We start from the raw sequence: 15,919 nt of genomic DNA, 5'->3' as shown, positions 1-15,919 counted from the left end.
GGCCATGGAAAACGATAATATTGCTGTAGGATTGGATATTGGAACTACCAAAATAGTTGCTATGATTGGTAGAAAAAACGATTATGGCAAAATGGAGGTGTTGGGAATTGGAAAAGCAAAAAGCCTTGGCGTACACCGGGGGGTTGTTAACAATATTACCCAAACCATACAATCTATACAGCAAGCAGTGCAAGATGCCGAGACTTCCTCTGGGATGAAAATAAAGGAAGTGGTTGTTGGCATTGCTGGCCAGCACATTCGCAGTCTGCAACACAGCGATTACATAACCCGTTCTAATGGCGAAGATGTAATAAAAGAAGAGGATATAGATAGACTGTGCAATCAAGTACACAAACTAGTTATGCTTCCGGGCGAAGAGATATTACACGTGTTGCCACAAGATTTTAAAGTAGATGGTCAAGGAGAAATAAAAGAACCGATAGGAATGTACGGCGCACGGCTTGAAGCGAATTTTCATGTGGTAGTTGGGCAAGTATCTTCTATCCGCAACGTGGGCAGATGTATTAAAAGCGCTGGTTTAGAACTTTCGGCTATAACATTAGAGCCGTTAGCTTCGGCTAAAGCAGTTTTGAGTCAAGAGGAAAAAGAAGCGGGAGTAGCACTTATTGATATTGGAGGTGGAACCACAGATTTAGCAATTTTTAAAGACGGTATAATTCGTCATACCGCTGTAATTCCATTTGGAGGAAATGTAATTACGGACGATATAAAAGAGGGTTGCTCTATTATTGAAAAACAGGCAGAGCTTTTAAAAATAAAATTTGGCTCGGCTTGGCCTGGAGAGAATAAAGACAACGAAATAGTTTCTATTCCTGGACTACGCGGAAGAGAACCAAAAGAAATTAGTTTAAAAAACTTGTCAAAAATAATCCATGCGCGAGTTATCGAGATTGTTGAGCAGGTTTATATGGAAATTAAAAATTACGGGCATGAAGATCCGAAGAAGAAATTAATAGCCGGAATCGTGCTAACCGGTGGCGGTGCGCAGCTTCAGCATATTAAACAGTTGGTAGAATACATTACAGGAATGGATACGCGAATTGGTTATCCCAACGAGCATTTGGCAGGCGACAGCGATGCCGAAACTACCAGCCCAATGTATGCAACAGCGGTAGGCTTGGTGTTAAATAGTTTGGAAAGCAAAGAAAAATCTTCTTTAATGAAGCGTTTTCCAAATGGTGAAGAATCGCAAGATGATGAAGAGAAAGCGGTAGCAACTGAAGCGAAAGAGGACGACGATGGCGCAGAAGAAGAAACTACCAAAGAAAAGAAATCATCAAAACGATTTTTTGATAAATGGGCAGAACGGTTTAAAGAATTTTTAGACAATGCCGAATAACGACGATGTGTGATGCATCGCGGATAAACCGATGAATTAATCGGATAAAATTTTAAAACATTGCAACAAAAAATAAAACTATGAGCAGCAAAACAGAATTTGATAACATTTCATTCGACCTGCCGAAGAACCAATCAAATGTGATTAAGGTTATCGGTGTTGGCGGTGGAGGTAGTAATGCCATTAACCATATGTTCAGCCAGGGCATAAAGGGAGTAGACTTTGTAATTTGTAATACAGATTCACAGGCGTTAGAAAACAGCCCGGTGCCAATTAAAATTCAATTAGGGGTTTCTTTAACCGAAGGTTTGGGCGCAGGTGCCAATCCCGACGTTGGTGAGCAATCTGCCGTTGAAAGCATGGAAGAAATTCGCAGTATGCTTACTACCAATACCAAAATGATTTTTATTACAGCCGGAATGGGTGGTGGTACGGGTACAGGAGCTGCGCCTATTATTGCCAAAATGGCAAAAGATATGGACATTCTCACTGTTGGCATTGTTACTATTCCATTTCAATTTGAAGGAAAAACCCGTAACGATCAGGCGCAAATTGGAGTTGAAAAATTGCGCAAAAATGTAGATTCTTTGGTGGTAATTAACAATAATAAATTGCGAGAGGTTTATGGAAATCTCGGATTTAAAGCTGGTTTCTCCAAAGCCGATGAAGTATTGGCAACTGCTGCTCGTGGAATTGCCGAAGTAATAACACATCACTACACGCAAAACATTGACCTTCGGGATGCAAAAACGGTTCTTGCAAATAGTGGTACGGCTATTATGGGAAGCGCTACCGCTTCTGGTGCGAACAGAGCTAAAGAGGCAATTAGCAGAGCCTTAGACTCGCCATTGCTCAACGATAATAAAATAAAAGGTGCTAAAAACGTATTGCTGCTTATCGTTTCTGGAACCGATGAAATTACTATTGATGAAATTGGCGAAATAAGTGATCACATTCAAAGTGAAGCTGGCCATAGCGCGAATATTATTATGGGTGTGGGCGACGAAGAAAATTTAGAGGGCTCTATTTCAATTACCGTAATTGCTACTGGTTTTAACATTGAACAACAAAATGAAATAGTAAATACCGAAACAAAAAAGATAATTCACACCTTAGAAGACGAACAAAAGGCCGTGCAAGATCTTACTCCTAAAGCCACTGCAAGTCCCGTTAGATTGCCAGAAAAGCCTTTAACTACCCAGCCCAAAAATGAAGCCCCGATAGTTAAACACACTTTATTTGATGATACCGAATTGCAAGAAGAACAACCTTTTGAAGGCTATGTTAAAACTTCAGAATTGTTGAAAAACTTAACGGTTAATTATGAAGAAGTTGAAGCGAAAAATATTGAAGATTTTAACCAAGTTGAAGTTAATAAAATAAACGTCAACGAATTCGTAATTGTAGAAGCTCCAAAAAAACAGGAGGAAACCACAAGCACTTCTCAAAGCACTGCTATTGAGAATGAGGAGCAAATATTAATGTTCGATCTTCCTATAAAATCTAATTCTCAGAAAACTTCTGAGAAAGAACAGAAAGAAGAAAAGGTTTTCTTTAATCTGGATGAAATAGAGGTGAAAGATCACGTAGAAGTTGTTCCGGTTACCGAAGTTTCGGAAAACGGAATAAAGCGCTACAGTCTTGACGACTATCAAGAAGTTGAAAGTCATTTAAACAATGCCAAGCCAAAAAAAATAAGCCCTTCGGAAGATATGGATGAGGAAATTGTTTTTGAAAAAAGAACGGTTTCAGAACCAAGTACCGATACATCCGATACCAATGTAGAAGAAGACCCGATGAATTCGCCAATATCAAAAATATTGAGTGACCGTGCCGAAGAGCGCAAGCGAAAAATGAAAGAATTCAATTATAAGTTCAAAAATAGTCCTTCCCGAATTGATGAAATTGAAAAGCAACCCGCTTACAAACGCATGGGGATTGATTTAAACGAAACGAAAAACGAGTCTAATATTTCACGAACCTCTGTGAATACCGATGCAGACGAGATTGAATTACGTAGGAATAATTCCTTTTTACACGATAACGTGGATTAATAAATTTTTATACACTTAATGCAAAGCCTCGAATTTATTATTGTAATTCGGGGCTTATTTTTATAACAATATTAAGTAGAAAAACTAAGTTTATACGCTTTTTAGTTTGCCGAGATTTAAGTATCTTCGTACGCAATTAAAATCCACAGAAATGAGCTTACAGCAAAATGTTATGGAGGCGATGAAAGCCGCGATGAAAGCCAAAGACACACAAGTTTTAGAGGCTTTACGTTCGGTTAAATCTGCCCTGCTTTTGGCACAAACTGAAACAGGTTCAAAAACAGAAATAAGTGAGGCAGAAGAAATAAAAATTCTTCAAAAACAAGTTAAACAACGAAAGGATAGCGCCGAACTTTATAAAGCGCAGGGGCGAGAAGATTTGGCAGCACCAGAATTAACGCAAGCGAAAGTAATAGAACAGTTTTTACCACAACAATTAAGTATTGAAGAGATAAACAAGGTAGTGGCTCAAATAATTGCCGAAACTGGAGCCTCATCGATGGCAGATATGGGTAAAGTTATGGGCTTGGCAAGCGCAAAACTTGCGGGGAAAGCAGATGGAAAAACTATTTCGACTGTGGTGAAGTCGAGGCTTTCATAATTCATGGTTATTGGTTAATATGTTATTGAATTATTTTGTTTTAACTAATTCAAATTATATTTTTTTGAACACTGAACACTGAACACTGAACACTGAACACTAAATAATGGCCGCGTGGCGCAACTGAATAGCGCATCAGATTTCGGCTCTGAGGGTTGGGGGTTTGAATCCCTTCGCGGTCACTAAAAATAGAAAAAACTGTACTTTAAATCGTGGAAACTTGATTTTGTAAGTACAGTTTTTTCGTTTTTAAAACTAGGCTTAAAATAGGTGTTTAATGGCGGTTTTTCTTTACACTTAGCAATGAAAGCAATGTCTAACCAACCCATTGTCTCTCTTTGTAAACTTCCATAAAATTCAAATTAATTTTCAAACCTTTAAAAATGTGTTAATTAGCAGAATCTTAGAAGTTTAGGTGGTTTTCAATATTTAACTTTATTCTTCTGAAAATTTAATTAAAATTTTACAATTATGTTTACAATGATAAGCGGAATTCCCGAGGATATTTTAGGAATCGTAATTTCAGGAAAAACTACAAAGGCAGATTACGACCTGCTTAATCCTTTATTGGAAAAACACAAAGCTATGCACGGGACTATCAAATTTTTTATAGAAATTGACGAATTAAACTACACCGCGAAAGCCCTGTGGGAAGACTTTAAAATGGGGTTGCATTATTGGAGCGATATTAAAACCGTCGCTATTGTTACTGACAAAGAATGGTTGGAAAAATCTATTGAGGCTTTTAGTTTAATTATCCCAGGTATTAAAACAAAAGGCTTTGAGCTACACGAACGCCAGAAAGCTTTGGATTGGTTAAAAGGTTTAGAAAAATAACCGTTAATTCGTTTTATTCGCACAATCAAAAATATAGGAAACTGTTTTTTCCTTGAGTTCAAATTCTTCAATAATCACTTCATCAATAATACGAGCTACACGCCAAACTGCTTTAAATGGTGATCTAGGTGTTTATACTGTATTTGCCCCCATTGTTGCGCTGTAAATTTACCAAATATGGGGTGTGGTTCCCATTTTGACTGGTTTTTTTTGGTGTGAAATTCATCAATTAGTGCGGTAAGCATCGTTCTTTCTTCGGCAAAATCTTTCGATTCGGTAATTTTAAAAGCTTTTGCGGTTGGTAAATTCTGTCGCCAAGGTTTATCGTTGTAAAGCGATTTTTTAAAAAGAAAAGCGAGTGGAAAAAACTGCTTTTTTAAATTGCCTTTTCCTAATGAAATTTTTAGAGGGAGCTGGCAGTGATGAAGCATTTGCGCTACATTCATCGATCCCCATCGCCGTTCACTTTTTTCTGAAAGTTTGTTTATTCTTTCTATAATTACAGTATGGGTTTCTGGTTCAAAAAGTGATTTCATCTCTAAGATTTTAGTGAAAATTACAGGTTATAAATTTATTTAATAAATTTTAAAAACCACGGACATAAAAATATTGTTTTCAAAACTTTATGTGGTTTCCTTTTAGGTTATTATCTTTATTCAAAACCTAATATATGGAAGAAAATAACTCCTTTTCCATAAAAAACTGGAATGAAGACGATCGCCCTCGCGAAAAAATGTTGCTAAAGGGGCGCATAGCTTTGAGCGATGCCGAATTAATAGCAATATTAATTGGTTCCGGAAATCGTCAAGAAAGTGCCGTGTCATTAAGCCAGCGTATCTTGGCCTCGGTTAGTAATAATTTAAGTGAGTTAGGCCGTCGGTCTATATCAGAGTTAATGGAGTTTAAAGGCATAGGCGAAGCAAAAGCAATCTGTATTGCCGCCGCTATGGAGCTGGGGAGAAGGAGAAGAACGGGTGAAGCTTTGGAGCGCAAAAAAATAACTTCCAGCAATTCTGTTTTTGAATATGTACAGCCAATAATTGGAGAACTACCACACGAAGAATTTTGGATTCTTTACTTAAACAATTCAAATAAAATTATTAAAAGCGCACAGCTTAGTAAAGGCGGTATAACGGGAACGGTTGTAGATGTTCGTTTGGCATTTAAGGAAGCCATACAGCTTGGTGCAGTTGGCATTATTTTGGCCCACAACCATCCTTCGGGAACATTAAAACCTAGTCAAGCCGATATTCATCTCACAAAAAAACTAAAAACAGCTGGTGATAGTTTAGACATAAAAGTGCTGGATCATCTTATTATTACCGAAAAAGCGTACTTTAGCTTTGCCGATGAAAATATGCTGTAATCTGCTATGCTTTTAATTTACACCAAAAAACTTACTCCGCGAATTTCCTATATTTTCAAGCATATTTGTCTGCGTATTTTGGGGATAGAGGTAGGGTTTTCCTCGGTTATTGAGGAGTTTATTTCACACACAGGTCCCAAAATTTCGTATGGTAAAAAACCCCTCGGAAACGAACTCTTTTTCCAAAGTGAAGGGCTTTTAGATCAGCAGGGTCTCGAAGCCATTGAAGTTACAGTAAAAAAATGGGGTAATACGTATGGTTTCTTTTCGGTTTCAAATACAAGTGCTTTGCCGTTCGATATTTTTGCAGCTAGCTTTTTTATGTTAACGCGCTACGAGGAATATTTGCCCCACGTTAAAGACGAAATGGGACGCTTTATGGCATCGGAGAGTTTGGCATATAAGGAAGGTTTTCTACATCAACCCGTTGTTGATATCTGGGCATATATTTTTAAAGAAAAACTTTTAACCACGTTCCCGGAAATTGACTTTCCATCAAAAAAAATTGTAATCCACCCCGTAATTGAGGCCGCACAACCCTATGCTTATAAACAGAAAAGTATTTTTCGTTCAATTGTGGGGTATTTTGATAGTTTAATTCATGGGAGATTTAGAGAAATTATTAGCCGTACTCAAGTTATAATTGGGCTTAAACGCGATCCGTTAGATACTTTTAAATGGATCGTAAATATTGCCAATCGCAGTAATTTTAAACTTACAATTTTTTTTCTTTTAGGAAATGCCTTGTCTTTTAACGAAAGTATGAACACCCACCGTCAAAAGTTTAAGTTGCTCATAAAATACGTGGCCGACTATAAAAATGTAGGTCTTATTTTTTCGTTTAACGCCTTGAGTAATTACCAAATTTTAAAACGTGAAAAACGCCGAATGGAGGCAATTACTAACCGTGCGTTAAGCAGTTCGATGAATTCGGAATTTTTAGTTAACCTTCCCGATATTTACCGGCATTTGGTAGAACTTGAAATAAATCGCGATTTTACAATGGTTTTTCGAAATACCGTTGGCTTTAGAGCAGGGACCTGTACGCCCTTTCTTTTTTATGATTTAGATTTTGAAATAAAAACGCCCTTGCTCGTTCATCCTGCGGCAATGACTACTTCTGCGTTTCGCACAAAATACGCTTCCGATATTGAAAAAATTGTTTTGCAAGCTATTACCGAAGTTAATAAGGTTAACGGTACCTTTACAATTATTTTTTCAAACAAAGATTTTTCTTCAGAAGAAAACAATAAAGTTTGGCGTTCAATTTTTTCAGAAAAACTTCAGGAATATGCAGTATAACGGAATTACAGATATATTTTTCGACTTAGATCACACGCTTTGGGATTTTGACCGAAATTCTGGTTTGGCCTTTCAAAGGGTTTTTCAAAAACACAATATTGATTTGCCCTTAACCGATTTTCTAAAAGAATACGAACCAATAAATCTTCAATACTGGAAAAAATTTCGCGAAAATCAGGTGTCAAAAGTAGAACTGCGCAGAGGACGATTAACCGAAACTTTTGATATTTTTAAGTTAAAATTTCCGTTGGAAACGATAGATACAATCGCACATTGCTATATTAAAGAACTTCCCGTTGACAATCATCTGTTTATTGATACCATCGATGTTCTAGACTACCTTTCAAAAAAATATACGCTTCATATAATTACCAATGGATTTGAGGAAGTGCAACATTTAAAACTTCAAAATAGCGGCATAAAAAAATATTTTAATACGGTTACTACTTCCGAAGAAACAGGTTTAAAAAAACCGCACCCTGTTATTTTTGAAACAGCGCTTAACAAAGCTGCCGTTATCTCAGAAAAAAGTGTAATGATAGGCGATAGTTTTGAAGCAGATATTTTAGGGGCTAAAAACGCTGGAATGCACACTTTGTTTTTTAATTATCGGAAGGAAAATATTACTGCTCCACACTTCGCAATTAATCAACTTTCCGAAATAAAAAAGCACCTTTAATACTATTATTGTTCAATCATCGTTTATAATTAGCACTTTATCCCCAATTATGAACAAATTACCCCTATATGTTTTTGTACTTGTAAGTACATGCTTACTGTTTACGGCTTGTGTAAAAGATACAGATTTTGACCAAGCCGAAGCAATATCCTTAACCCCCATAGTTGAATTAGATTTAATATACTTCAATCTGCAGGCAAATCGTTTTTTTGATTCCATAAATTCAAACCCCATTCTTACGGTTTCAGACACAACCGACATTCGTTTTTTAGACGACAGTAGTCTCCAAGAGTATTTAAAGCGAGCTGATTTTTACTTTAAATTTACCAACAGTATACCCAGAGATTTTCAAGTAGATTTTCAATTTTTAAGTGAAACAAACGACACGGCTTATGTGGCAGGGACCGCGGTTTCCCAAGGCACCGTTTCAACGCCCGTATTAACTGAATTTACACAAATTGTTGAAGGAGAAGACATACTAAGGCTTACCCAAGCAAATAAAGTTGTGGTTTCGGTTACAATAGATTCTTCGGCCCAAAATCTGGAGGGCAATTTAAATTTAAAATCCAAGACAACCTACTACCTGGAAAACTAAACTATGCATTATTTATTTACCTACATACTGTGTTTCGTGGGCTGTTTGGCTATTTCACAGAATAAGCAAATTCTCTACGGTTTTGACGATATCCCTCAATCGCTAATGTTAAATCCGGGCCTAAACGTTACGCAGAAAAAACATTTTGGAATTCCCCTTTTATCGCAAATTCACTTTAATGGTGGCGCCACGGGAGTTACAGCTTACGATATTTTTAAAAGTGGAAACGACGATATAAACGACAGAATTCGACGGAAAATTTTTGAAATGAAAAGTTCAGATTTTTTCACTGCAACTTTGCAATTAGAACTTATAAATTTTGGTTGGCGCGCAAAGAATGAAATCTATTTTTCCGGCGGAATTTATGAAGAACTTGATTTTATAAGTTATTTTCCGCGAGACTTGGCGATCCTAGCTTGGGAGGGAAACCAAGATTATCTGGACTATCCTTTTAATTTAGGTGAAATTAGTACTACCGGCGATTTAACGACGGTTTTTCATTTTGGTGCCAACAAACAAATAAGTGACAAACTAACAGTGGGAGCACGATTTAAAATATACTCCAGTATGTTTAGCTTCCGAAGCGTTAACAATACAGGAACCTTTACAACTAGATTGGGTGGTTCAGATTCCGAAAATATATATGAGCATATTGTTCAAAATGCCGATGTAACCGTTGAGACTTCTGGCTATGCCCCGTTACGCGATTTAGATGGTTCTTCGGAAGTAACGAGTGAAATATTTGGCCGCGCTTTATTTGGTGGTAACTTAGGGGTAGGAGTAGACTTGGGCTTTACTTATAAAATTGGCGACGCATGGACACTTTCTGCCAGTGCGCTGGACGTTGGCGCTATTTTTCACACCAAAGATGTAGAAACCTATCGAGCTCACGGAACCTACACTTTAGATGGAATAAACCTCGTTTTTCCACCTTTAAGTGAAGGAGAATCTACGTTTCCTTATTACGACGACCTTGAAGATGACATTGCGCGCGAAGTTTCAGTAGATACTTTAAATACGACATATACCCAATTTAGGCCCCTAAAACTTAACGTCGCTCTTAGTTACGGGTTTGGTAGGTTTAACAGCTCCGGCGCCTGCGATTGTTTAAATATGGGAGGCGAACAGCTGTATAGACAAAATGTGGGTCTTCAGCTTTATACTATCTTTAGGCCCAGGGGGCCGCAGTTGGCCGGTACGCTGTTTTACCATCGAAGAGTTACCAATTTTCTATCTGCAAAAGCAACGTATACGGTAGATTCCTATTCGTTTAAGAATGTAGGTTTGGGTGTTTCGGCAGACATTGGCATAGTAAATTTATACCTCGCCGCAGATAATCTTATGAGCTATGGCAATTTGGCCAAAGCAAAAAGTGTATCTTTACAGTTAGGGTTTAATTTAATCTTTGACGAAGAATGACACGATATTTATTGCTTGCCGCTGCACTATTTTTCACAACAATCAGCATTTCGCAAAATACCAACTTAAGCGATTACAGCTACGTAATTGTTCCGGTAAAATTCGATTTTTTAAAAGATAACGACGACTACAAGCTAAATTCAATGACCAAGTTTTATTTTGAAAAATACGGTTTCAACGCATATATGGCGAATGCTGAGCCCAGTGCAGACCGCTGCGATGGTTTGTACGCCAACGTGGAGGAACTTAAAACTTTGTTTGGCACCAAACTTCAAATTGTTTTGAAAGATTGTAATGCAAACGAAATCTACCGAAGCCAAGAAGGAAAAAGCAAGTATAAAGAATACGATAAAACCTACCAAGATGCGTTACGCAAAGCTTTTAACAGCATTGAAGCACTTGGGGTTAACCAAAAAAATGTTGCATTGCAAACTAAAAATAATACCGTGAGCCACCAAACGGTTACTACCAAAGTAAATACACCAGTAAAAATAATTCCTTCATCTAATTCTGAAAATAATATGCCTTCAGAAAAGTTTTCGAATTATTCAAATTCGGGTAAAACATTCTTACTTAGAAAATCTGCTGAAGGATATTCGTTATACGAAGAATCTCCCGCCGCTGAAGATGGTCTGCTTTTAAAAGGAAAAATAATTGTGATGGAGCAGGTAGTAAAATATATGGATACTTCGGGAAAAGTTTCGGATGCTTCTTTTGATGCTTCTGGAAATTTAACTGTTAACGATGGTTCTTCATCCACCGTTTACCAAGCTGTGGATTAAAAATTGTATTTGTCTTTCCACAGCTGTTTTAAATATGCTTTCAAACTATTTTCTTTGGCATTGTTACCCGGTTTGTAAAATGTCGTGCCCTTAATTTCTTCTGGTAAAAACTCGTGAGCTACAAAGTTACCTTCGTAGTTGTGTGCGTATTCGTATTCCTTTCCGTAACCTAATTGTTTCATAAGCTTGGTTGGTGCATTTCTAATAGACAACGGAACCGATAGATTGCCCGTTTGCCGCACGAGTTGCTGGGCTTCGCCAATGGCTTTGTACGATGCATTACTTTTGGGTGAAGTTGCTAAATAGATTGCACATTGACTCAAAATTATTCGTGCTTCGGGATAACCAATTGTAGCTACTGCCTGAAAGGTGCTATTTGCAAGTAAAAGCGCATTTGGATTTGCAATCCCAATATCTTCCGAAGACAAGATTACCATCCTGCGCGCAATAAACTTGATGTCTTCGCCACCTTCAATCATACGCGCTAGCCAGTACACGGCGGCATTTGGGTCGCTACCACGAATGGATTTTATAAAAGCCGAAATAATATCGTAATGTTGTTCGCCAGTTTTATCGTAAAGCACGGTATTTTTCTGTGCTTTCTGCATTACGAGTTCATTAGTAATCGTAATTTTTTCTGTTTTTTCTGAAAGAACTACCAACTCTAATATATTGAGAAGCTTGCGCGCATCCCCTCCAGAGAGCCTAATAAGTGCTTCGGTTTCTTTTAAAGTTACTTTTTTTTGCGATAGGATTTCGTCTTGTTTTAAAGCCCGTTTTAGCAAGGCTTCCATGTCTTCGCGACTAAAGGATTCTAAAACATAAACCTGACAGCGAGATAGGAGAGCAGGGATAACTTCAAAACTTGGGTTTTCAGTGGTTGCGCCTATTAAGGTTATCCAACCCTTTTCAACGGCTCCCAAAAGTGAATCTTGTTGCGATTTGCTGAAGCGATGAATTTCGTCAATAAAAAGAATAGGATTTTTAGTTGAAAATAAGGTATCGCTTTTTTTCGCTTTTTCAATTACTTCACGTACTGCTGCAACGCCGCTATCTACAGCACTTAAAGTATAAAATGGTCTGCCGCTTTCATTGGCAATTATATTTGCAAGCGTGGTTTTTCCTGTACCCGGTGGCCCCCATAAAATTATGGAAGGTATCATTCCTGTGTTTAATTGCGAGGTAAGTGAACCTTTTGGACCCACCAAATGTTGCTGGCTCAAATAACCTTCTAAAGTGGTAGGACGGATGCGTTCGGCGAGGGGTGTGTTCATGGTTTTCAAAATTACAACATTAATAAATCGGTTTCACTGACAATTTATCATAAATTTGATTTAGGGATTGTTTTTTGTAATCACTTTGCTATGAATAATGCAACTCAATTAAAATATAACGCAGATGTGGTATTATACCCATTACTTTTTGTAATGGTGCTTTGGGTTGTATATTGGATTGAAACGCGGTTTAATATCAATTTAAATTATTTTGGGGTTTATCCACGAACTTTTGAAGGCTTACGCGGTATTATTTTTAGTCCTTTTATCCACGGTAGTTTAAAACATCTTTTTAATAACTCCGTGCCTCTTTTTGTGCTTACTGCTGCACTCTTCTATTTTTATAGAGACATCCGTTGGAGGGTATTGTTTTTTGGTTTGTTATTTACAGGTTTAGCTACTTGGGTAATTGGTCGTTCGTCATTGCATATTGGGGCAAGCGGGGTAGTGTATATGCTGGTTGCTTTTTTATTTTTTAAAGGAATTTTTTCTAAACAATTTCAGTTAACTGCGCTGGCTTTAGTTGTAGTTTTTCTCTACGGAGGTATGTTCTGGTATGTGTTTCCTGTAAATCCCGAAATATCATGGGAAGGTCATTTATCGGGTTTCTTTGTGGGTTTTTTCTTCTCCTTTTTATTTAAGACAAAGCCAATTGAACGCAAAAAATACGAATGGGAAAGAGAAGGTTATAATCCGGATAACGATCCGTTTTTAAAGCAGTTTGACGAGGATGGAAACTTTATTGAATTACCAAAAGAACCGGTTGAACCAACTGTATCTGTAGATGCTCTGCCACAGCCTACTATAAAACAAATGGCAGCCCAAAATAGACCAACGGTGAAAATAGTTTACACCTATAAAAATAAAGAAGAAGACGAAACTGATTAGGGCTATTGACGTCGTTGTCTGGTTACTTCGTATAAAAATGCACCACAGGCTACGGAAACATTTAAGGAATTAATCTCGCCAAGTAGGGGAAGAGATGCTTTTTCATCAACCAACGTAAGAACGGATTTTGACACTCCTTTACCTTCAGAACCCATAATAATTGCCAGAGGTTTAATTAAATCTACAGCGTAAATTTCGTTGGATGTATGTTCTGTCGCTGCAACAGTGGTAATTCCTGAGCCTTGCAAATAGAATATTGCATCTTTAATATGATCTACTTTGCAAATCGGAATCTTAAAGATAGCTCCAGCAGAGGTTTTTACAGTATCGCCGGATACGGGAGCGCCTCCCGACTTTTGAATTATTACTGCATCAACACCAGTGCATTCCGCGGTGCGTAAAATGGCGCCAAAATTTCGCACATCGGTAATTTGGTCTAACACTAAAAATAATGGGGTTTTATCACTTTCCAAGGCTTTTTCAACAACAGACTCTAAAGAATGAAATGCCACCGGCGATGTAAGAGCAACAATACCTTGATGATTTCCTTTGGTTAACCTGTTTAATTTTTCGAATGGAACGATATTTATGGTAACCTTGGTTTTCTCCAGCTCTTTTATAAGGCTTTCGATTTTATCGCTTTCTATTCCTTTTTGAATATAAACCTTATCAAAAACAACTTGAGAAGAGAGGGCCTCCTTGATTGGGTAGATTCCAAAAATAGTATTTGTTTTATCGTTCATGGTTTCGTGCTGATATTAATAAGTGTTGGCAAAGGTAAAGAGAATATTCAAGTAATCTTTGGTTAAATTTCAGGTAAAAAAAACACCCCTTAAAAAGGGGTGTTTTATAAACTTGAGGTTATTAAAAATTAATTTTTAACACCTATTTGAGATCTACCTCCAGAAACAATATTAGGTTCTGGCTTAATAGCAATACGGAAATAACGTCTTGTATCGTCAATAGAATTGTCTATTGCAGTAACACCAAACATTACCTCACGGGTATTTGCTGGAATGGTAACTGTGCTTTCAAACGTATAGTTTTCAGGTGCAGTTGGTAAGGTGTCTGGTTCAACTGTAATTACAGAAAAAGTTCTGGCTACATTTGATAAATCAGAAACAAATACCTTTACGCTATCAGTTTTTGAACCGCCTTCAGGAACGCTTAAGTTTTTAGTTAAGGTTACAAATCCTACGGTAGTCAAACGATTTTCATCGTAATCGTCGTAAGTTTCACAAGAAACAGCAACAAGTGCGATAGCTAGAATAACGATTAATATATTAACTTTTTTCATTTTGATAGATTTTTAAAATTATTAATATCCAGGGTTCTGAACAAGGTTGGGGTTTAAATCCATTGCAGTCTGGGGGATTGGCAATTGAAACTTATTACTACTTGCTGGCAAGGATAATTGATCAGATGGTGTTCCAGAACCATCGGCTAGGTCACCAAAACTTTCACGATCTACAGGTAAGCCCCAACGTTTTAGGTCAAAAAATCTTTGATATTCAAAAGCAAATTCTAGTCTTCTTTCCAATCTAATAGCATCGCGTAATGCTGTGCCGGTTTCTCCACTTGGTGGCGTAGTGTATCGTTTTGTTCTTACCGCATCGAGAGCCGTTCTTGCTGGTCCTTCTTGCCCTAAATTATATAAGGCTTCGGCCTTATTCAAGGCGGCTTCCGCTGCACGAAATATTTTAATATCCACCAAACCTGGCGCACCTCCTGGTCGTTTGTATAATTTTTTAATAGCGTTAAATGCTAGATTATCATTATCATTTGTTGCTTGGAAAGTATAAGCTTCTTTACGGATGTCATCTTCTGCAAAAAGATTATATAACTCATAAGATACTACATATTCTGGAATCAGGTTGTTATTACCACCTTGACTCCAAGTAACACCTACTGTATTTCCTAATACTGGTGGATTAACAGGTATGTAAAAGGCCAAACCGCTTTGGTTTTCATCTTCCCAAACTCCCACTACATCTGTCCGTGGAGCGATTGCAGTAGTAACTCGATTGGCAGCATCAATTGCATTTTGCCATTTACCCATATATAAGTAAACTCTGGATAAAAGAATATTTATGGCATCTTTACTCAATCTACCAGGACCATTCGATTCATTAATATTAGCAGCCGCATCAGTTAAATCTATAACCAACTGGTCATAAACAAATCCAACTGTTTCTCTTTTTGGTTCTTCCAAAGGTTCAGGCTCTGTCATATAAGCAATTCCTAAACTACCGTTCGCATCTCCGGATTGAGTTGGTATTTTGCCAAAAAAGGTTATCATGTCAAAATGTGCTAAAGCTCTGAGTGCCTTTGCTTCAGCAACAACATTTGCTTTATTTTCTCCTTCAAAATTTTCACTTTTAGAAAGAAGTACATTTGCACGATAAATTAATTGGTATGCTCGTTCATATAAACCTCCCATTGGTTCATCAGAGGCACCGTATTGCCAGTTATGAAGAGTTCTTCTAGTTCCACGTCCTCTTTGTGCGAAGGTGACGTTATCCGATAATACATCAGGTGCATCAAGCATTCCACCTGCGTCACTACCTCCGTAAAAAGATGGAGATGTTAACGTGGCATATACACCTCGTACAGCGTTCTCAAAATCTGCAGCTGTAACGTATGCGTTCTCTGTACCAAATTCATCGAATGGCACTTGATCTAGTTCGCTATCGCAAGAAGTAAATACACTTACGATTAGAGCTAAAACTGTTATTTTATTTATTATTTTTTTCATTGTATCA

At 37.4% G+C, this 15,919-nt stretch carries 16 protein-coding genes and 1 tRNA gene; 12 read left to right on the top strand and 5 right to left on the bottom strand.

Translation table 11 applies throughout. The annotated features are described in order from the left end of the window. The first annotated feature begins 4 nt into the window (after positions 1-4). The 5 genes from ftsA (at position 5) to K8089_RS05470 (ending at position 4,852) form a co-directional block, all read left to right on the top strand. Entirely contained in the window at positions 5-1,360 is a 1,356-nt protein-coding gene (gene ftsA / locus K8089_RS05490; protein ID WP_237602281.1) for a cell division protein FtsA, read from the top strand. 80 nt (positions 1,361-1,440) lie between these two features. Then, complete coding sequence (gene ftsZ, locus K8089_RS05485) at positions 1,441-3,414, top strand: cell division protein FtsZ (RefSeq protein WP_237602280.1); 1,974 nt, start codon at positions 1,441-1,443, stop codon at positions 3,412-3,414. Positions 3,415-3,565: 151 nt separating this feature from the next. Then, the gene (locus tag K8089_RS05480; protein WP_237602279.1) at positions 3,566-4,015 is read left to right on the top strand and encodes a GatB/YqeY domain-containing protein; all 450 of its coding nucleotides are present in this window, start codon (positions 3,566-3,568) and stop codon (positions 4,013-4,015) included. A gap of 108 nt (positions 4,016-4,123) precedes the next feature. After that, positions 4,124-4,197 (top strand) — tRNA-Arg (locus tag K8089_RS05475). A gap of 289 nt (positions 4,198-4,486) precedes the next feature. Further along, a complete protein-coding gene (locus K8089_RS05470) occupies positions 4,487-4,852 on the top strand; it encodes a SpoIIAA family protein (RefSeq protein WP_237602278.1) in 366 nt (121 codons plus the stop codon). Between the two features lie 95 nt (positions 4,853-4,947). On the opposite strand, the gene K8089_RS05465 is transcribed toward K8089_RS05470, so the two are convergent. Continuing rightward, positions 4,948-5,388, bottom strand: coding sequence for a DUF1569 domain-containing protein (locus tag K8089_RS05465; RefSeq protein ID WP_237602277.1), 441 nt, complete (start codon positions 5,386-5,388; stop codon positions 4,948-4,950). Between the two features lie 134 nt (positions 5,389-5,522). Here K8089_RS05465 and radC point away from each other — a divergent pair, with 134 nt between their 5' ends. The 6 genes from radC to K8089_RS05435 are packed head-to-tail and all read left to right on the top strand — an operon-like array spanning position 5,523 to position 10,995. After that, entirely contained in the window at positions 5,523-6,218 is a 696-nt protein-coding gene (radC, locus tag K8089_RS05460; RefSeq protein WP_237602276.1) for a RadC family protein, read from the top strand. Positions 6,219-6,224: 6 nt separating this feature from the next. Next, on the top strand, positions 6,225-7,520 hold the full coding sequence (locus K8089_RS05455; protein ID WP_237602275.1) for a DUF7033 domain-containing protein: 1,296 nt from the start codon (positions 6,225-6,227) through the stop codon (positions 7,518-7,520). Beyond that, positions 7,510-8,199 carry a YjjG family noncanonical pyrimidine nucleotidase gene (locus K8089_RS05450; protein WP_237602274.1) on the top strand — a complete coding sequence of 230 codons (690 nt, stop codon included), beginning with the start codon at positions 7,510-7,512 and terminating at the stop codon, positions 8,197-8,199. The genes K8089_RS05455 and K8089_RS05450 overlap by 11 nt, the downstream gene beginning before the upstream one ends. A gap of 49 nt (positions 8,200-8,248) precedes the next feature. Then, complete coding sequence (locus K8089_RS05445; protein ID WP_237602273.1) at positions 8,249-8,794, top strand: hypothetical protein; 546 nt, start codon at positions 8,249-8,251, stop codon at positions 8,792-8,794. Between the two features lie 3 nt (positions 8,795-8,797). Further along, positions 8,798-10,213 carry a DUF5723 family protein gene (locus K8089_RS05440; RefSeq protein ID WP_237602272.1) on the top strand — a complete coding sequence of 472 codons (1,416 nt, stop codon included), beginning with the start codon at positions 8,798-8,800 and terminating at the stop codon, positions 10,211-10,213. Beyond that, a complete protein-coding gene (locus tag K8089_RS05435) occupies positions 10,210-10,995 on the top strand; it encodes a hypothetical protein (RefSeq protein WP_237602271.1) in 786 nt (261 codons plus the stop codon). The genes K8089_RS05440 and K8089_RS05435 overlap by 4 nt, the downstream gene beginning before the upstream one ends. Here K8089_RS05435 and K8089_RS05430 read toward each other — a convergent pair. Next, positions 10,992-12,269, bottom strand: a complete 1,278-nt coding sequence (locus tag K8089_RS05430; RefSeq protein ID WP_237602270.1) for a replication-associated recombination protein A — start codon at positions 12,267-12,269, stop codon at positions 10,992-10,994. The genes K8089_RS05435 and K8089_RS05430 overlap by 4 nt on opposite strands. 90 nt (positions 12,270-12,359) lie before the next feature. On the opposite strand from K8089_RS05430, the gene K8089_RS05425 reads away from it, so the two are divergent. Continuing rightward, complete coding sequence (locus K8089_RS05425; protein ID WP_237602269.1) at positions 12,360-13,157, top strand: rhomboid family intramembrane serine protease; 798 nt, start codon at positions 12,360-12,362, stop codon at positions 13,155-13,157. 2 nt (positions 13,158-13,159) lie between these two features. On the opposite strand, the gene rlmB is transcribed toward K8089_RS05425, so the two are convergent. The 3 genes from rlmB to K8089_RS05410 form a co-directional block, all read right to left on the bottom strand. Next, positions 13,160-13,900 carry a 23S rRNA (guanosine(2251)-2'-O)-methyltransferase RlmB gene (gene rlmB / locus K8089_RS05420; protein ID WP_237602268.1) on the bottom strand — a complete coding sequence of 247 codons (741 nt, stop codon included), beginning with the start codon at positions 13,898-13,900 and terminating at the stop codon, positions 13,160-13,162. Positions 13,901-14,028: 128 nt separating this feature from the next. Continuing rightward, positions 14,029-14,454: a hypothetical protein gene (locus K8089_RS05415; RefSeq protein WP_237602267.1), complete on the bottom strand. Its 426-nt coding sequence runs from the start codon at positions 14,452-14,454 to the stop codon at positions 14,029-14,031. A gap of 21 nt (positions 14,455-14,475) precedes the next feature. Then, a complete protein-coding gene (locus tag K8089_RS05410; protein ID WP_237602266.1) occupies positions 14,476-15,912 on the bottom strand; it encodes a RagB/SusD family nutrient uptake outer membrane protein in 1,437 nt (478 codons plus the stop codon). Between the last annotated feature and the right edge of the window lie 7 nt (positions 15,913-15,919).

This window comes from Aequorivita vitellina (assembly GCF_022008365.1).
Taxonomy (GTDB): domain Bacteria; phylum Bacteroidota; class Bacteroidia; order Flavobacteriales; family Flavobacteriaceae; genus Aequorivita; species Aequorivita vitellina.
The sequence above is the reverse complement of the archived record's forward strand: the minus strand, read 5'-3'. Positions and strand labels throughout refer to the sequence as shown.